This window comes from Stenotrophomonas maltophilia group sp. SKK55, assembly GCF_057179845.1.
This window is the reverse complement of record NZ_JBXUHP010000018.1, coordinates 907,457-925,267: the sequence shown is the minus strand read 5'-3', so window position 1 is coordinate 925,267 and position 17,811 is coordinate 907,457. Positions and strand designations below refer to the sequence as shown.

Genomic DNA, 17,811 nt, shown 5'->3' with positions numbered 1-17,811 from the left:
CTGACCCCTGACAAACCACATGGAAGGAACGAAGGCCCATCCCCGTGCCCTGATGGAACGCCTGATCCGAGCCAATGCGGATGAGATCAACCGGTTGCCGCGGGCCATCCGGGAGAGTGCTGCGTTGCGCTGGCGTGACCCGGAACGCAAGCTGCTGCACACCCAGGCCTGCGCGGCGTTCCACCAGCACTACGAACGGCTCGCGTTTCCAGGTGGCTACGCCAACGCGCTGAAGCAACTTGCCGAACACGATCCCGATACGCTGGATGTCGCGCTGGCTACGGGACGCTGGAAACAGGCGTGGATCAGCAGCAGTTCTGCCTCGACGGTGCGCTGCTGGTCTACCGCGCGTTCGAGCAAGGACGCTTCTGCTTCGGCTTTGACGGTGAGCGCTTCAGCGGCCATGAAGCCCAGTACATGCAGGCAGCCGATAGCCGATGACCGGTATTTCACCCCGTCCATGCCACGCTGCGCCGAACCTGCCCAACCGGGATCGAGGCTGTTGAAGGCGAATACGCAATGACTGTGGCGCGACAGCGCTCGATGTGGGTGGCCGGCCTGTCCACGGTGGTGGAGTGGTACGACTTCACCCTGTACCTGTACTTCGCCACGGTGCTGTCGCGGGTGTTCTTCGGCGGTGGCGAACAGGCGCTGCTGGTCACCTTGGCCGGATTCGCCGTGTCCTACCTTATGCGTCCGCTGGGCGCGCTGTGCTTTGGTCACCTGGGTGACCGGCTCGGCCGGCGATGGATGTTGCTTGCGTCGATGGCGTTGATGGCAGCGGCAATGCTGGCCACCGCGCTGCTGCCGACCGCGGCCACCGCAGGCGCCATGGCCGGCGTGCTGCTGCTGGTGCTGCGCTGCGTGATGGCGTTCTCGGTGGGCGGCGAATATACCGGCGTGGTGGCGTACCTGCTGGAAAGCGCACCGGCGCGCCGACGCGGCCTGGTTACGTCGTTGGCTTCGGCGGCCAGCGAAGTGGGCGCACTGCTGGCGGTGGCGATCTCTGCACTTACCGTCGCGCTGCTGCCCACACCGCAGCTGGACAGCTGGGGCTGGCGGATTCCGTTCCTCGTCGGCGCTGCGCTTGCGCTGGTGATCCTGATTGCGCGTTCGGGCATGCACGAGTCGCCGGAGTTCGAGCGCCAGCGCCGCGAAGGCAGCATTCCCGCCACACCGCTGCGGCATGTGCTGCAGCATCATCCGTTGGCGGTGGCGCGCACGTTCGCGTTTTCGGCGCTGGGATCGATCACCTACTACGTGGGCATCACCTATGTGCCTGCATTCCTGCACGCGCAGGGCCACGATGAGGGTGACGCACTGTGGCTGTCGACGATCGCGGCGGTGGCAGTGATTGCGATCACGCCCCTGTGTGGCGCATTGTCGGACCGGGTCGGACGACGGCCGGTGTTGTTGGGCCTGACCGTGCTGGCAGCGCTGCTGCCGCTGTCCCTGTTTGCGTGGATGGCACAGGCGACGGCGCTGGGCATCGTGCTGGCTGCGGTGCTGCTGGCCTGCGTGGCCGGCGGTGTAAGCGCGGTGGCCGCCCCGGCCACGGCTGAGCAGTTCCCAGGCGAAGGCCGGGTCAGCGGTCTCGCACTGGGGGTAACCATGGCCACTGCCTTCTTCGGCGGCGCAACGCCGTGGCTGGCGCAATGGTGGGTGGAGCGCAGCGGCTGGGCGGCGGCGCCGGGCGCGATGATCGCACTGGTGGCGGTGCTGGTGCTGCCGGTGCTGTGGACCCTGCCCGAGACGGTCCCGGGCAGGGCCAAGCGCTAGACGGTCAGACCTTCAGGGTCTGCTCGATGTCGGCCAGTACCGCGGCCGCATCCACACCGATGGCAATCGACTGCACCACGTGGCCGTCCCACACGCTGGGGCCGAATGCCAGGCCTTCCGGCTTGGGAATGGTCATGCCGCGGGCAACGCCGTCGGTGGCCACACGCACGCTGGCGCGCTCGAACTGGAACAGTTCCGGGCGGGTCAGCGCGATGCATGCGCAGCAGTCGTGCACGACCATGCCCTTGTGGCCGGCCTGCAGGTAGAAGTCGACGTAATCCTGCGACAGCGCACGGACCAGCTCGGCGTCGGCACCGCCGATGGCGGCCAGCTTATCCAGGCCGTCACGGTCCATTTCCACGCGGGTGGTCACGTCCAGGCCGATCGCGGTGACCGGCCAGCTGGCGGTGAACACCACGTCGGCCGCTTCGGCATCGCCCCAGATGTTGGCCTCGGCGGCCGGGGTGATGTTGCCGTTGACGTGGAAGGCGCCGCCCATGATCACCACGCCGCGTACCAGGCCGGCGATGTCCGGGGCCTGCTGCAGGGCCAGGGCCAGGTTGGTCATGCGGCCGACCGCGACCAGGGTCACTTCGCCCGGATGGGCGCGGACCAGATCGATGATCAGCTGATGGGCCGGGCGGGCATCGGCGGTCACGTCCAGGCTGGCCGGCACCGGGTGGTTGCCCAGGCCGTTGTGGCCGTGGATGTGCACCGGCCAGGCTTCCGGGGTGGCTTCCGGCTGCAGCGGGCCATCGGCACCGCGCGCGACCGGGGCGGCGAAGCCCCAGGCCTGCTTCAGGTACAGCGCGTTGTGCGTGGTCGACTCCACCGAGGCATTGCCGAAGGTGGTGGTGACACCGATCAGGTCGATCTGGGCGTGCTTGTGCAGGTACAGCAGGGCCAGGGCGTCGTCGACGCCCGGGTCGGTATCGAAAATGACTTTCAGCATGTTGTTGTTCTTCTTCTTCCGTGTGGTGCGAGGGGCGCCGGCGGCCAGGGGCAGGCCGGCACGCCCCCACATTGTCCCATCTTCATGACAGGCAGGGCCATTGCCGGGGTGGCAGGCCATAATGCCCCCAGTCCAGGCATGGTGTCGCCGAATGCTGATCGTTGCCCTTCTGCTGGTCCTGCTGGTGCTGGGCTTGAACGTGGTGGCTACCGTGCTGATCGTCAGGCGTGATGGACTGTCGGCGGGTGGCCAGACGGTGCAGCTGCTGATGGTCTGGCTGCTGCCGCTGGTCGGCGCCATCCTGTGCATGGCGGTGGCTACGGCCGATGGCTCCGGGATCCGGGGCGACAACAGTTTCGGCGGTGGCTACGATCATCCGGGCGGCCAATCCGGCGACAGCTACAGCCATCACAGTCACAGCAGCTCCGACTGCAGCAGCGACGGTGGCAGCTGCAGCGATTGAGGTCCCTGTAGCGTCGAGCCATGCTCGACTGCACTTCGCTCCAACGCCGCGGTGTCTGATCGAAAAGCAGTCGAGCATGGCTCGACTCTACAGAACAGCGGTTGGCTGCGGCCGGTAGTGCCGGCCGCTGGCCGGCAACCTCATCCGCTCAAACGCCGCCTTCGGTCGGCAAGGGCGCTGGCACGTTCAACAGCCCGCCTGCCGCGACATAGGCGGCCAGCGCCTGGCCCTGGCTGAGCAGGTGGCGCTCCATGGTGCGTTCGGCGGCAGCGGCATCACGCTTGCGGAAACACTCCATCAGTTCGCGGTGCTCAGCCAGCGACTGCGCGGTACGGCCCGGGGTCAGCAATTGGCGTCCACGGTGCATCTTCAGGATGCGGTGCAGGTCGTGGGTGATGCGGATCAGCCACGGATTGCCGGCATAGTGCTGCACGGTTTCATGGATCAGGTAGTTGTTGCGGTAGTACTCGGCAATGTTGCCCTCGGCCGCCGCCGCTTCCATCGCCGCATGCAGGGCCTCCAGTTGTTGCACGCCGGCATCGTCGATGTGCTTCACCGCCTCGTGCGCGCAACGGCCTTCCAGCATGGCCATTACCGGGAACAGCTGGTTGAGGTCTTCCAGCGTCAACCGGGTGACCCGGCTGCCACGACCTGCGTCGATCTGTACCAGGCCTTCGGCGGCCAGCAGCTTCAACGCCTCGCGCAGCGGCGTGCGGCTGATGCCCAGCTCTTCGCACAGCGCGGGCTCGTCGATCCACTCGCCCGGCGGCAGCCGGTAGTCGTAGATGCGCTCGCGCACGTGGTCGGCCACCTCTTCATACAGAGGTGCGCGCTTCTTCGGTGACCGCGGGGCAGGGGCAATGGCCATGGAGGAAGTGTACCGCCAGGTAGTGCCGGCCGCTGGCCGGCAACCCATGATCACTGGATGGCTTCATGAGATTGCCGGCCAGCGGCCGGCACGACCGTTGGGTGGTTACATCCAGCCCGGCACCACGAACACCAGCCAGGCCAGCAGCGGTCCAAGCGCCACCACCAGGCCGCTGTAGACCAGGAAGCGGCGGAACAGGGTCTCGCGTTCTTCCTTCGCGGCCGAGGCCACCACCAGTGCGCCATTGGTCGAGAACGGGCTGACATCGACGATGGTGGATGACACCGCCAGCGCGCAGATCACGCCAGCGGCGCTGAGGTGGCCCTGCATGAGGAACGGCACCGCCAATGGGATCGTCGCGCCGAGTACCGCTGCCGACGAAGCGAATGCGGAGACGATGCCGCCGACGTAGCAGACCAGCAGCGCGCCGAGCAGCGGAATGCCGATGTCGGACACGCCATTGCCGATGAAGTCCACCGCGCCGGCATGTTCCAGCACGCCGATGTAGGTCACCACGCCACAGATCAGCAGCACGGTGGACCAGCTGATGCCATCGACCGCGCCCTTCTGGCTTTGTGGCGACAGCAGCGCCAGCGCCACCGAGACGGTGATCGAGACCAGGCCGACGTTGAGGTTATAGATCAGCGCGGCCACGCCCAGGCCGAGCAGGCCGATCAGAGTGAACAACCGTTCGCGAGTCAGGCCCACCGCATCCAGTGCCGCCGGATCATTGCTGAGCGTGCCGCCGCCTGCTGCGACCAGCGCGCCATGGCCTTCGATCGCGAACTGGCGCGACGACGCCTGCGGGCCACCGGCCATCGCCAGTTCGGCATTGCCGATCGTTCCTGCCGCGGTGATCGAGCCGCGACGCAGCAGGGCGATGCCACCGAAGGCGAAGAAGCAGATCGTCGCCATCATGAAGTTGAAGCCCAGGCTGGTCAGGAACACTGCCATCTCGGTCACTTCCAGCCCAGCCTTCTGCACCACGCCGTTGGTGATGCTGCCGTACACGCTGATGGGCGAGAAGCCGCCGGCCTGCGCACCATGGATGACCAGCAGGCCCATCATCAGCGGGTTGATGTTGTACTGCTTGGCAAAGCGCAGCGCGACCGGGCCGATGATCGCGACCGCCGCCGGGCCCAGCGCACCGAACGCGGTGAGCACCGCAGTGATCACGAACATCACCCACGGAATGGCCACGATATGGCCACGCACCACTTTCACCGCCCAGTGCACCAGCAGGTCGATGGTGCCGTTCTTCTGCGCGATGGCGAACAGGTAGGTGATGCCGACCAGGGTCAGGAACAGATCGCCGGGAAAGCCGGCCAAAACCTCCTTGCCGCCCATGTCGACCCACAGCCCGCCGATGATGAAGGCCAGCGCAAAGGCGACCGCGCCCATGTTGATCGGCATCGCCGTGGCGACGATGAACATGATCACCAGGCCGATGATCGTTGCGATTTGTGGACTCATGCGCCCTCCCAGACACGTGGCTCACGTACAGCGCGGATGGAGACCCGCCATCCCGGGGTAAGGCGACGTACTGCGTGATGCGTGATACGTACTGCTGGAACCCGTTACTGCAGCCGCTCCAGCGCACTGCGGACCCACGCCGCGGCGCCTTCCAGGCTCTGGAACTCTTCCACTGCGCGCACTTCGCAGCACGGATAGGACGGCGCGACCATGCGCGCCAGTGCGTTGCCCGGGCCCAGCTGCAGGAACACCCGCGCGCCGCGCTCGAAGGCCTGGCGCATCACCTGCGCCCATTCGATGGTCTGCGCCAGCTGCGCCGACAGCGTGTGGACCGCCATTGCGCGATCCCGCACCGGTCGCGCATCGATGCCGGCCAGCAGCGGCAGGCGTGGGGCCTGCAGTGGCGAGGCATCGAGTGCGGCAGCAAACGGTGCTACCGCCGCCGCCAGCAACGGTGTGTGTGCAGGCACGTGCACCGGCAGCGGACGGATTCCGGCACCCTGCGCCCGTGCGGCACCGGCCAGCCGCTGCAATGCGGCGTGCGTGCCGCCCACGATGAAATGGTCCTGCCCGTTGGCGATGGCCATGTGCGCACCGTGCAGATCGCACAGCGGCTGCAGTACATGTCGTTCCAGGCCGAGCACGGCCTGCAGGCCTGCATCGGCGGGGCTGGCGCCGTCCATCAACTGCGCGCGCTGCGCCGCCAGGGCAAGGCAGGTGGCCGCATCGAAGCTGCCGGCGATGGCATGCGCAGCCAACTCGCCGATGCTGTAGCCGGCGGCCAGCGTCGGCGTTGGCACGTTGTCGCGCAGCCCCTGCCACTGAGCCAGAGTGGCCGCGCACAGCAGCGGTTGCGCCTGCGCATTGTCGAAACGGTCGTCGGCCGCCGCGGCGGAAAACACATCGCGGCCGAGCACCGTGCTGGCCCGATCAAGGGTGTGGCGCGCGGCCGGAAGATCGCGCACGCGGTCGAACATCGCTGCGTGCTGCGCGCCTTGGCCGGGGCAGAGCAGGGCCAGGCTCATGCGCGCTCCTGCAGCAGCAGGAACCCGCTGCAGGCCAACAGGTCTGCGCTGCCGCCCGGGCTCAGCCGGCGCGCGACGAAGCCATCACCGATGCGACGCAGATGTGTCCGCCAGTCCGGCGCGAAGGTGCCGCCCGCTTCCAGGAAGGTGCGGGCCTGCCGCTGGGCCCAGCGCAGGCCGTCGGCGCCGCCACGGTGCAGCAGGTTGAGGTCATCCACGCACGCGATCAGCTGCATCAGGGTCTGGCACATCGCGGCCTCGCGTGGCAGGCCGCTGGCCAGCGCGTGACGCATGGTAGGCAATGCCACGCCGCGCAGCAGCGGATAGCCGGCGGCCGCTTGTTCGCGCACGCCCTGCACGCCGTGCCGTGCGCGCGCGCGCTGGCCAGGGCTATTCGCATCCAGAGGTGCGTCGGCGAGCTCGGCAGACCAGCGGCGCACTTCCTGGCAGACCTGCTCACCCGTGGCGGCACGGTCCAGGCGGGAGCGACAGGCCGCGGCGGCCGCCACCAGCAGGCCGAGACTGAAGACCGCGCCACGATGGGTATTGACGCCGGCGGTCGCGCGCAGCATCGCGATTTCAGCGGCGATGCCACATCGGCGCAAGGCGTCGAAGTCCGCCCCGGCTGCACCGAGGCAGGCCACGGCGGTGAAATAGTGGCGCAGCGCGAACAGGCTGCGCAGGAATGTGCCGGCGTCCATGTCGTGATGGCTGCCGCTGTCGAATGGCGTGACCAGTCCGGGCTTGGGCGCCAGCGCCAGCTCCGCATGCAGGCTGGCGACGGCGAGGCGCCCCAGGCGCGCGCTGTCCACGGCAGCTGCCGGCCTGACTGCCGATTGCACGACGGCGGTCATGCGCTCACCCCGGCGGAGGCGAACATCGCATCGCGTAGTTCCAGTGCGGCACCATCGAGGCGCTTGACCAGTACCTCGCGGCTGCGTCCGGCGTACTCGCGCCAGTTCACGGCGGCGTCGCCGCCCAGGCACAGCTCGCCATCGACCCGCCGGTCGTGTTCGGCTTCCCATGCCTGTAGCCGTGCAGCCAGGGCATCGGCCTGCGCGGTGGTGTCGATCGGCCACAGCAGATCGACGTCCGAGCGCGCGTGCACATAGCGCAGGCCAGTAAGGTGCTGCCACGCGAAGGCACCGAATACGCGCGCCTCAGCGATGTTCTGCAGCACTTCAAGGGGCCGCCGCCAGTCCTGCGGAACGTCGCCTTTCAGCACCGTCTGAAGTGCCGGCGGCGGCGTGGTGCGCAGCACATCGCATGCTGGCACGCGCAGGGCCAGGCGCAGTTTGCCCTCGGCGGGCGGCAGCGGCACGCCGAGACGCAGGCGTGGATCGGCATCGTCGGCGGTACGCCGCGCGACGATGGCCGGGCGGCCCTGCGCAAACCAGTCGGTCAGGCGCGACTCATGCGCGGCGATGTCCGCCTGCCAGCCGGCGTGCGCTGACAGCCAGACCAGCGTATGGCGGGGCAGCCGCTCAGGCATCGCCCTGGCTCACCGCTTCAGCCACGCGTGCGGCCAGCATGCGCCCGCCACGTTCGGCTCCGCGCAGGGCGCGGCGGTCGCCATCGGCGGGCGTGCGCAGGGCCTGCAGAAGGTGCTGGGCAAGATCGCCCTCCCACAGCGATTCCACCGCACCCATCGCCACGTAGTTCTCCACGCCCGGTGCGAACACCGGTGAGGTCTGGCTCAGCGCCTGCAGTTTATCCAGCGGCTGCTTGGTCACCCGGGCCATCGCGCGCAGGTCCATCACCCGCACCTGCGCATCCGGCAGGGCATGGATGTGGTCGGCCATCAGCCCGAACGAGAGGAAGCCACCACTGACGGATTCACCGTAGACCAGCGTGACCAGTCGCGCGCCACGTCGACGCGCGAGATCCAGCGTCTGCGCCAGGTGCGCGAAACAGCCGTTGATGCCGAGCAGTTCGTCGCGGCGTGCCAGGCGCTGGCCGGCGGTGTCGACCAGCATCACGATCGGTTGCTGCGGATGCGCGGCGGTGCTGGCCAGCACCGTTTCGGCCAGTGCCAGTGCGTGGTCCACGCCCACCTCGAGCTTGTCGGCGGTGCCGATCACAGTCACATCGCCGTTGTCGGTGGTGGCGCTGCCGGTCAGCACCGAATCGCTCACCGCAATGGCATGCCCATGCGGAAACAGGGCATCGAGCAGTGTCTGCAACGGCATGCTCATGGCAGGCTCCGGTCGCCGGTGGCGGTGAGGAATTCATCGGTGTCGAGCAGTGGCAGGCGTTCGGGGTGGGCAATGCCCAGCCGCGTCCAGATCTCCAGGCCATCGCGGCAATCGCCCCAGGCCCGCACGCGCGCCTTCAAGGCCGCATGGCGTTCCTGCAATGCGGCCAGTGCAGCATCCGGGTCAGTGCTGCCCGCATCGGGGTGCAGCGCGTCGCGTGCGGCCAGCGCGAATGCTTCAAGGGCATCGGGCACCAGCACCTGCGCCTGGTCGATCAGGTACCGGTGCTTGCCACCGGTCACACGCCAGACCAGTGCGCGGTCGCGGGAATCGAACTCTTCCACGCCGCGTACGGTTTCGATCACCTCTGGCCCGGACAGCGACATCCGGCCTTCCTCGGACATGATGACCGTGGTGCAGCAACGAGCAACGATGCCCATGCCACCGAATGCGCCGTTGCCGCTGCCGATCAGCGCGATCACCGGCACGCCCGCTGCACGCGCGTCCAGGGTGGCGCGCATGATCTCGGAGATCGCAATCAGACCCGCATTGGCTTCGTGCAGCCGCACGCCGCCGGTATCGAGCAGCAGCAGCACGCCGTCAGGGCGGGTGTGCGCCGCACGGCGCAGCAGCCCAGTCAGCTTGGCGCCATGTACTTCGCCCACGCCTCCGCCCATGAATTCACCCTGTTGTGCGGCCAGCAGCACGTGTTTGCCCTGCAGCCTGGCCTCGCCGACGACGATGCCATCGTCGAACGCGGCCGGCTGGTCGAGCTGGGCCAGGTGCGGACTCATCATCCGTCGCGCCGGGCCGAGGAACTCGTGGAACGAGCCGGCGTCGACCAGCCCGGCGATGCGCTCGCGCGCATTGGCTTCGTAATAGCTGTGGCGCTGTACGTGGTTCATGGCGCGCCTCCGGCCAGCAGGGTTTCCACGGCCTGGTCCAGGCGCAGGCTGACCACGGCCGGGGTCGCACCGGCGTCGTTGATCGAGACGCGCACATCGCGCAGCGGATGACGCTGTGCGAAGTCGTTGATCACCGCCTGCCAGATGCTGCCGAAGCCCTGCGCGGCGGTGATGACGCGCACCGTCATCGCGCCCTGCTGCGCCGCCGGTTCCAGCAGGATTTCCAGGTTGCCCGACGCCAGCACGCCCACCAGCACCGCATTGCGCGCGAACGGCACGTCGGTGCGGCCTTCGAATCGATAGTCGAGGGTTTCCATGCTCAGCCCCTTACCAGTTGCGGAAGCGCTTGGGCGGGTCGTACAGACCGCCGGACCAGCGCACCAGGTCCTTCACCGAACGCGCCGCCAGCAAGTCACGGCTGGCATCGCGCACGGAGATGCCGAGGTCACCGGGACGGCGGATCACGCCGCGGTCGCGCAGGTTCTCCACCATCGCGCGGTCGCGCCCGATGCCCACGGCGGTATAGCCGGCCACGCCACGGATCGCCTGTTCGCGCTCCTCGGGATTGCGGCACAGCAGCAGGTTGGCGATGCCTTCCTCGGTCAGCACATGGCTGACGTCGTCGCCGTAGATCATCACTGGCGGCAGCGGCATGTTCGCGCGTTCGGCCAGTTCCCAGGCGTCGAGGCGGTCAACGAATGCCGGGGCCATGTGCTCGCGGAAGGTTTCCACCATCTGCACCACCAGCTTGCGCCCGCGTGGCATCTCGCCCGGGCGTGCGGCCTGCTGGCCGGCCTTGATCCAGGCCTCGCTGGCATGGCGGCGGCCGCGCGCGTCCGAGCCCATGTTCGGTGCGCCGCCAAAGCCGGCGATGCGGTCGCGGGTGGCAGTGGAACTGTTGCCCTGCAGGTCGATCTGCAGGGTGGAACCGATGAACATGTCGCAGGCATACAGGCCTGCGGTCTGCGAGAACGCGCGGTTGGAACGCATCGAGCCGTCGGCGCCGGTGAAAAACACATCGCCCCGCGCGGCAATGTATTTCTCCATGCCCAGTTCCGAACCGAACGAATGCACCGATCTGACGAAGCCCGATTCGATCGCCGGAATCAGTGCCGGGTGTGGGTTCAACGCCCAGTGCTGGCAGATCTTTCCCTTCAGACCGAGCGATTCGGCGTAGGTGGGGAGCAGCAGTTCGATGGCGGCGGTATCGAAGCCGATGCCGTGATTCAAACGATTCACGCCGTACTCGGCGTAGATGCCCTTGATGGCCATCATTGCCATCAGCACCTGGATCTCGGAGATCTGCGCAGGGTCGCGGGTGAACAACGGCTCGATATGGTTCGGCTTCGGCGCCTGCACCACGAAGTTGACCCAGTCCGCAGGAATATCGACGCGGGGGAGGCTGTCGACGATCTCGTTGACCTGGGCGATGACGATGCCGCCACCGAAGGCGGTGGCTTCGACGATCACCGGAGTGTCTTCGGTATTCGGCCCGGTATAGAGGTTGCCGTGGCGGTCGGCGGCCTGCGCGGCGACCAGCGCTACGCGCGGCGTAAGGTCGATGAAGTAGCGGCCGAACAGTTCCAGGTAGGTGTGGATGGCACCGATCTGGATGCGCCCTTCGGCCACCAGGTTGGCCAGTCGCACCGATTGCGGGCCGGAGAACGAGAAATCCAGTTTCGAGGCGATGCCACGCTCGAATACGTCCAGGTGCGAGGGCAGTGAGAGGACCGACTGCACCATGTGCAGGTCATGCACGCGGGCGGGGTCGAGGTCGGCCAGCGCCTGGGCGAGGAAATCTGCCTGCTTCTGGTTGTTGCCCTCCAGGCAGACCTTGTCGCCTGGCTCCAGCACTGCGTGCAGCAACTCGCCGACGTCGCTGCTGGCGACCTCGCGTCCCCGGGCCCACGGCGCGGCACGTTCCAGGCGGGCCTGGCGACTGCGTTCCAACGTATCCCAGCTCGGGTTCATTGACCGGCTTCCGACGGGTGTTGGGATAATTACGGCATAATTACGAAGCGGGTACAACCTGCAGTGCAGCAAAGAGAAGGGCCCGCACGGAGGCGGGCCCATTCAGGGTGTGGGGTGTGCCGACCAACGGTCGGCACCCACCGGTTCGCAGGTGGCTCAGAACTTCCAGCGCAGGCTGGCCGACACGAAGCGCGGCTCGCCGAAGTTGTTGTAGTCCAGGTTGGCCCAGTAGGTCTTGTCCAGCGCGTTGCGCACGCTCAGCGTCGCGGTCCAGTTGTCGCTGATGCGGTAGTTGGCGTTGAACTGCACCAGCGAATACGCCGGCTGGTTCACCGTCACCGTGCCGCCCAGCGGGTAGGCGATGTTGTAGCCCTGCACCTTGCTCTGCCACTGCAGGCCACCGCCGATGCTCAGGCGTTCCAGCGCACCGCGCAGCTGCAGTTGCGTGTTGAGCTGCAGCAGGTCCTTGGGCGGGTTGGCGTACAGCAGGTCGGTGGCGGCGCGGGTGACCTTGACGTGGGTGTAGCCGGCATTGACCGTCCAGCCCGGCAGGATTTCGCCGTTGATATCCATCTCCCAGCCACGCGCCTTGGTACCGTTGACGCCGATGTAGGCCGAGCTGCCGTCGCTGAGCGAACCCTCCGGCACGCCCATGTCACGCACCGCGTAGTTGTCCTGCTTGGCCTCGAACACAGCGGCATTTGCGGTCAGGCGGCCATCGAACCACTGCGTCTTGAGGCCCGCTTCCAGGTTCGAGCCCTGCACCGGCGCCAGCAGGTTCTCGTTGCGGTCCTTGTAGTTCTGCGGATTGAAGATCTCGGTGTAGCTGGCATAGGCCGACACGTTCGGGGTGATCTCGTAGACCAGGCCCACGTACGGAGTGACTTCATCGCTCACCTTGTACGCACCGCTGGTGCCGGTATAGGCGCCGGCGGCGTTGTAGGAGCGGGTGAGGGTTTCCCACCGGCTCAGGCGTGCACCGGCGATCAGCGACAGCGGATCGGCCAGGTGCAGGCGGGTGGCCAGATAGACGCCACTCTGCGTGGTCTTGGCCACGCGGCGCGCGCCGGTGCGGCGGTAGGTCACCTCGGAGATGTCGCCGTTCCAGCTGTATACGTTGGGGATGTAGTAGCAGCGCTCGCTGCCACAGCGCGCCCAGTCGGTCGGGTAGTTCAGCGCGAGGGTATTCGTCGTGCCTTCCAGGTCCGACCACTGCGCGCCAACGGTGAGGTCGTGCTCGCGGCCGAACAGGTCGAAGCTGCCGGACAGGTAGGCATCGACATTGCGGCGGGTGTCCTTGGAATCACCGGCGGCGGCACGCAGGTAGATGCCCGAGCCGGTCACCGGGTCTGGGTTGCCGGTGCCGTACAGGCGCACGTTCTGCACGTTGCCACGGGTGTAGGCGGTGTTGATCTTCAACAGCCAGTTGTCGCCGAAACGCTGCTCCAGGTTGGCGAAGGCGGTGTTGCTCTCGCGCTTCCAGTAGCTCCACTTCGGCGACAGGTTGGTCGAGCGCGGCAGATGGGCGAAATTGCCCTGGCTGTCGAAGAACGGCACGGTGCCCCAGGTCGAACCGGTCGGGTTGTTGTCCTGGGTCTGGTAGCCGAGGGTGAGCGTGGTGCTGTCGGTGACATCGCCTTCCAGCACCGCCATGCCGGCCATCTTGTTCTCGTCGTAACGGTCGTAATACAGGCCCCGATCGGTGTAGGCGGCGACCACACGGCTGCGGAAACGGCCGTCATCGGTCAGCGGCGCGGTCACGTCGGCTTCCATGCGGCGGTAGTCCCAGCTGCCGGCACTGACCGCGAACGACGCGTCGAATTCCTTGCCGGGGCGCTTGCGCAGCAGGTTGACCGTGGCCGACGGCACGCCGGCGCCGCTGAGCAGGCCGTTGGCACCGCGGATCACTTCGATGCGGTCGTAGAAGGCGGTGTCGTATTCCTGGTTGGTGGAGCCGCTGTAGGTGGGAATGCCGTCGACCTGGAAGTCGGTGATGGCGAAGCCACGCGCGTAGTACAGCGGGCGCTGCGTGTCATAGAAGGACACGCTGACGCCGGTCACGTTGCGCATCACATCGTTGATGCTGAACAGTGATTCGTCCTGCAGGCGCTGCAGGCTGATCGCGGTGGCCGACTGCGGGGTTTCCTGCAGGGTGATCGGCAGGCGCGTGGTACTGGCGGGCGGCGCCGACTGTTCGGCCCGGACGCTGACCCGGTCCAGGGTCTTGGCATCGGCGGCGGCATCGGTGGCGGCGAACGCGCTGGGCGCGGCCAGCAGGGACAGCGACGAAAGCAGGGCAGCCGGCAGCAGCGCGCGGCGGGGCAGGCGGTTACGGAGAGGCTGGGACATGGTGGGCTCGAAGCTTGGAAACGGGGGAAGGGCGGCAACAGTCGTCCAGCACCCGGGGCGGCGGCTTCGGGTACGGTCAGGTCCGTCTGCTAAGGCGCGAGGTCACTGCACGGGGTGCAAATGTAAATAATTCTTAACAACATTACAATTCGCGTCATCGTGCATCGGCTTTCCGGCACCAGGCATCGCCTTCTGTAGAGCCGAGCCCATGCTCGGCTGCTTTTGGCTGGAGCCGAGCATGGGCTCGGCTCTACAGCAGGGAGCCGCCCCAAAAACGAACGGCCACCCGAAGGTGGCCGTCCGTGTGCGTCGAAAGGAAACGGCGGGCTTACAGCGCCTGCAGTTCCTCGTTGGCATTGCGCTTTTCCTTGACCGGAGCCGGAGCCGGAATTGCGGCCGGTGCAGGTGCTGCCGCGTTGGCATCCACCGGCACCTCCAGGTACGGCAGGTGCAGGGTCTGGCTGGTCAGCGTACGGATCTCGTTCACCAGCGCCGGGCTGTCGTTGAGCTTGCGCCCGTACGACGGCACGATCTCGCGCAGGCGGGTTTCCCAGCCGGCCTTCATCTGCTCCGGGAAGGCCTTGGCCATCAGGTCCAGCATGATCGGCGGCGAGGTCGACGCACCCGGCGAGGCGCCGAGCAGGGCCGCGATGGTGTGGTCCTTGTCGGTCACGATCTCGGTACCGAACTGCAGCACCGGGCCCTTCAGCGGGTCACGCTTGATGATCTGCACGCGCTGGCCGGCGGTCACCAGCTTCCAGTCACCCGGCTTGGCATTGGGGAAGTACTTGACCAGTTCGGCCTGGCGGTCGGCATCGTTCAGGCGCGCCTGGCCCATCAGGTACTGCACCAGGTCCAGGTTGTCCTTGCCCACTTCCAGCATCGGGCCAACGTTGTTGTGGGTCACCGAGGAATACAGGTCCCACCACGAGCCGTGCTTGAGGAACTTGGTGCTGTACAGCGCGAACGGCCCGAACAGGACCACCGGCTTGCCATCCAGCTTGCGCGCGTCCAGATGCGGCACCGACATCGGCGGCGAACCGGTTTCGGCCATGCCGTAGGCTTTCACGCCATGGCGCGAGGTCACGTCCTGGCCCTGGAAGGCGAGGAACTGGCCACCGACCGGGAAGCCGGCATAGTCCTTCGACTCCGGAATGCCGGACATCTGCAGCAGCTTCAGCGCGGCGCCGCCGGCACCGATGAAGACGAAGCGGGTGTGGGTGGTGGTTTCGGTGCCGGCCTTGAGATCCTTCACCGTCACGTTCCAGCTCTTGTCGGCGTTCTGCCGCAGCGCGGTCACTTCATGGTTCAGGTGCAGGCTGAAGTTCGGGTTGCGCTGCAGGCCGGCGGTCAGCTGGCGGGTGATCACGCCGAAATTGACGTCGGTGCCCAGCGGCATTCAGGTCGCGGCCACCTTCTGCTTCGGGTCGCGGCCTTCCATCAGCAGCGGCGCCCACTGCTTGATCTGTGCCGGATCTTCCGAGTACTGCATGCCGTAGAACAGCGGGTTCTTCACCAGCGCCTGCTGGCGCTTGTGCAGGTAGGCGATGTTGTCATCGCCCCAGACGAAGCTCATGTGCGGCGTCGGGTTGATGAAGTCGCTGGGCTGGCTCAGCCGGCCTTGCTTGACCTGGTGCGACCAGAACTGGCGCGAGACCTCGAACGATTCGGCGATGCCGACCGCGCGCTTGGTCTCGATGCTGCCATCGGGCAGTTCCGGGGTGTAGTTCAGTTCGGCGAACGCCGAATGGCCGGTGCCGGCGTTGTTCCAGCCGTCGGAGCTTTCACCGGCGACGCCGTCGAGGCGTTCGTAGACCTGGATGTTCCAGTCCGGCTGCAGTTCCTGCAGGTAGGTGGCCAGGGTAATGCTCATGATGCCGGCGCCGACCAGCACAACATCGACGGGCTTGTCGTTGCTGGCGGCGGGCACCGAGCGCTGGGTCAGCGGCCAGTACAGGAACAGCGCGGCGGCCAGCAACAGCAGCACGAGCAGGGCGAGAAGAGCCTTGCCAAATTTCTTCATGGGGGCGGGATCGTTGGCGGAGGGGAGGAGGTCAGGATGCGCATGAAGCAGGGAAAGGGCGTGAAGAAACAACGCCTTGCAACATCCTGGCGCGATTCTAACCGGTTCCGGTCCTTTTTTGATGCAACGCAGCATCCGACCTTTCGCGGCCCCGTCACCCATAGCGCCAGGTCATGCCTGGCGACGCCTTCAATCAGACCAGCTCCAGAATCTCGTCTCCGGCGTCGTCGATCTCGCCGGTCGGGCGCCAGCCCAGGCGGCGGTAGAAGCCGTGCGAGCGCGATCGCGGGTCGGCCGAGCAGGCCAGGAACAGCCGCCGGTGGCCGGCATCGCGGGTCAGGCTCACCACGTCCTGCAGCAGTTGGCGGCCGATGCCGCGGCCTTCGTAGTCCGGCAGCAGGGCCAGCACCAGCACCTCGCCGCTGTCGCGGTCGGCGAAGCAGTAACCGGCCATGCGCTCGCCCTCCCAGGCGACGCGGCCGATCGAATCGCCTTGGGCGATGCCGGCCGCCCAGCTGTCCTCGGTGATGCCCAGTTCCGCCAGTTGGGCGGCACTGAAGGCGTTCTCGCGGGTGCGCCCGCGCAGGTCGATGCAGGCGGCGGCATCTTCGGGGCGCGCATCGCGGACGAATACAGGCATGCAGGGCATCCTTGCAGTGATCGGCCGACCAGTATCCGCATCACGCATGGACCCGGTGTGGAGGTTTCGTGGAGATTGGATGGAGCAAAAAGGGGACGGAGGGGATTAAGCCGTCTTTGCCCGATATGTCGTTTGGGTCTTGAACGACTTAATCCCCTCCGTCCCCTTTTCAGCGCTTGCGCCGGACCAGCGCGGAGGAGGCATCCAGCACCGCGCGGGTCAGAAGAGCCATGGTCTGCACGTCGCCTTTCCAGTGTTGCCAGTACAGCGGCACGTCTTCCCACGCGCGCTGGCGCACGTAGACCAGTCGCCCGGCGTCCAGATGCCGCTTGACCAAGGGCAGGGGGTTCATGGTCCAGCCCAGTCCGCCGAGGTTGGCCTGCACGAAGGCCCGGGTGGAGGGAATCCACCAGGTCGGTGCGGTGCTGGGCAGGTCGTCGCCGGCCATGCGCCGGGCGAAGCGCGACTGCATTTCGTCCTTGCGGTTGAACACCAGCACCGGGGCTTGCGCCAGCGCCTGCGCGGTCACGCCCTTGGCGAAATGGCGCTCGCGGAATTCGGGGGTGCAGGTCGCTGCATAGCGGATGCTGCCCAGCGCGTGGATCTGGCAGCCCTGCACCGGCTCGTCCAGGGTGGTCACTGCGCCCAGCACCGTGCCCTGGCGCAGCAGCTCCACCGTGTGGTCCTGGTCTTCCACACGCAGGTCCAAGGTGGTGCCGGTGCTCTGCGCGAACTGGTGGGCCGCCTGCGGAAACCAGGTTTCCAGGCTGTCGTGGTTCACCGCCACCGGGATGCTGGCCTGGGGCAGATCCTCATCGGCCAGGCCCATCCGGTGCAGCGCATCGTGTTCGAGCAGGGCGGTCTGCTCGGCCAGCTGCACCAGCAGCTGCCCCTCGGCGGTGGCGGTGGCCGGCGTGCCGCGCTTGACCAGCAGGCGGCCGATCCGATCCTCCAGTGCCTTGACCCGCTGCGAGATGGCCGAGGGCGTGACATTCAGCGACTGCGCGGCGCGGTCGAAGCTGCCTTCGCGGATCACCGCGGCCAGGGCGCGCAGCTGGGCATGGTCGATACGCATCGAATTAAGCTCCGCTAATGTTGATTTAGGAAGTTTAGCTCGTCTTTTTCATGTTGCGGCGCGACAATGGCGCCCGTTCCGGTGCTGTCCGCC

At 67.1% G+C, this 17,811-nt stretch carries 16 protein-coding genes and 1 pseudogene; 3 read left to right on the top strand and 14 right to left on the bottom strand.

The window, feature by feature from the left end; all coding sequences use genetic code 11:
• Positions 1 to 52 precede the first annotated feature (52 nt).
• A complete protein-coding gene (locus tag AC2A1N_RS13325) occupies positions 53 to 523 on the top strand; it encodes a hypothetical protein (RefSeq protein ID WP_478491007.1) in 471 nt (156 codons plus the stop codon).
• Positions 520 to 1,779, top strand: coding sequence for an MFS transporter (locus AC2A1N_RS13320; protein WP_484372500.1), 1,260 nt, complete (start codon positions 520 to 522; stop codon positions 1,777 to 1,779). The genes AC2A1N_RS13325 and AC2A1N_RS13320 overlap by 4 nt, the downstream gene beginning before the upstream one ends.
• A 4-nt stretch (positions 1,780 to 1,783) precedes the next feature.
• Here the strand turns inward: AC2A1N_RS13320 and AC2A1N_RS13315 are convergent, their stop codons facing one another.
• Positions 1,784 to 2,731: a nucleoside hydrolase gene (locus AC2A1N_RS13315; RefSeq protein WP_134968082.1), complete on the bottom strand. Its 948-nt coding sequence runs from the start codon at positions 2,729 to 2,731 to the stop codon at positions 1,784 to 1,786.
• Positions 2,732 to 2,882: 151 nt separating this feature from the next.
• Between AC2A1N_RS13315 and AC2A1N_RS13310 the strand changes: the two genes are divergently transcribed.
• On the top strand, positions 2,883 to 3,194 hold the full coding sequence (locus tag AC2A1N_RS13310; protein ID WP_242893538.1) for a hypothetical protein: 312 nt from the start codon (positions 2,883 to 2,885) through the stop codon (positions 3,192 to 3,194).
• Between the two features lie 148 nt (positions 3,195 to 3,342).
• Here AC2A1N_RS13310 and AC2A1N_RS13305 read toward each other — a convergent pair whose 3' ends face one another.
• The 13 genes and pseudogenes from AC2A1N_RS13305 to AC2A1N_RS13245 all read right to left on the bottom strand — a co-directional run bounded on the left by AC2A1N_RS13305 (position 3,343) and on the right by AC2A1N_RS13245 (position 17,718).
• Positions 3,343 to 4,062 (bottom strand): GntR family transcriptional regulator, encoded by a 720-nt coding sequence (locus AC2A1N_RS13305; protein WP_242893574.1) that lies wholly within the window; start codon positions 4,060 to 4,062, stop codon positions 3,343 to 3,345.
• A gap of 105 nt (positions 4,063 to 4,167) precedes the next feature.
• A complete protein-coding gene (locus AC2A1N_RS13300) occupies positions 4,168 to 5,535 on the bottom strand; it encodes an SLC13 family permease (RefSeq protein ID WP_242894389.1) in 1,368 nt (455 codons plus the stop codon).
• 104 nt (positions 5,536 to 5,639) lie between these two features.
• Positions 5,640 to 6,560, bottom strand: coding sequence for a malonate decarboxylase subunit epsilon (gene mdcH, locus AC2A1N_RS13295; protein ID WP_242894391.1), 921 nt, complete (start codon positions 6,558 to 6,560; stop codon positions 5,640 to 5,642).
• Complete coding sequence (gene mdcB / locus AC2A1N_RS13290) at positions 6,557 to 7,414, bottom strand: triphosphoribosyl-dephospho-CoA synthase MdcB (RefSeq protein ID WP_242894393.1); 858 nt, start codon at positions 7,412 to 7,414, stop codon at positions 6,557 to 6,559. The genes mdcH and mdcB overlap by 4 nt, the downstream gene beginning before the upstream one ends.
• A complete protein-coding gene (gene mdcG, locus AC2A1N_RS13285) occupies positions 7,411 to 8,052 on the bottom strand; it encodes a malonate decarboxylase holo-[acyl-carrier-protein] synthase (protein WP_242894395.1) in 642 nt (213 codons plus the stop codon). Before mdcG ends, mdcB begins: the two co-directional genes overlap by 4 nt.
• Entirely contained in the window at positions 8,045 to 8,749 is a 705-nt protein-coding gene (gene mdcE, locus AC2A1N_RS13280; protein ID WP_242894407.1) for a biotin-independent malonate decarboxylase subunit gamma, read from the bottom strand. Before mdcE ends, mdcG begins: the two co-directional genes overlap by 8 nt.
• A gap of 2 nt (positions 8,750 to 8,751) precedes the next feature.
• On the bottom strand, positions 8,752 to 9,660 hold the full coding sequence (locus AC2A1N_RS13275; protein WP_242894397.1) for a biotin-independent malonate decarboxylase subunit beta: 909 nt from the start codon (positions 9,658 to 9,660) through the stop codon (positions 8,752 to 8,754).
• Positions 9,657 to 9,977: a malonate decarboxylase acyl carrier protein gene (mdcC, locus tag AC2A1N_RS13270; protein WP_111201157.1), complete on the bottom strand. Its 321-nt coding sequence runs from the start codon at positions 9,975 to 9,977 to the stop codon at positions 9,657 to 9,659. The genes AC2A1N_RS13275 and mdcC overlap by 4 nt, the downstream gene beginning before the upstream one ends.
• A gap of 10 nt (positions 9,978 to 9,987) precedes the next feature.
• On the bottom strand, positions 9,988 to 11,631 hold the full coding sequence (gene mdcA / locus AC2A1N_RS13265; protein ID WP_242894399.1) for a malonate decarboxylase subunit alpha: 1,644 nt from the start codon (positions 11,629 to 11,631) through the stop codon (positions 9,988 to 9,990).
• 156 nt (positions 11,632 to 11,787) lie between these two features.
• Positions 11,788 to 13,980: a TonB-dependent siderophore receptor gene (locus tag AC2A1N_RS13260; RefSeq protein WP_478458072.1), complete on the bottom strand. Its 2,193-nt coding sequence runs from the start codon at positions 13,978 to 13,980 to the stop codon at positions 11,788 to 11,790.
• Between the two features lie 328 nt (positions 13,981 to 14,308).
• Positions 14,309 to 16,003, bottom strand: a pseudogene (mqo, locus tag AC2A1N_RS13255) (malate dehydrogenase (quinone)).
• 193 nt (positions 16,004 to 16,196) lie between these two features.
• Positions 16,197 to 16,643 carry a GNAT family N-acetyltransferase gene (locus AC2A1N_RS13250; protein ID WP_019336987.1) on the bottom strand — a complete coding sequence of 149 codons (447 nt, stop codon included), beginning with the start codon at positions 16,641 to 16,643 and terminating at the stop codon, positions 16,197 to 16,199.
• Between the two features lie 169 nt (positions 16,644 to 16,812).
• Positions 16,813 to 17,718, bottom strand: coding sequence for a LysR family transcriptional regulator ArgP (locus tag AC2A1N_RS13245; protein ID WP_061480394.1), 906 nt, complete (start codon positions 17,716 to 17,718; stop codon positions 16,813 to 16,815).
• Between the last annotated feature and the right edge of the window lie 93 nt (positions 17,719 to 17,811).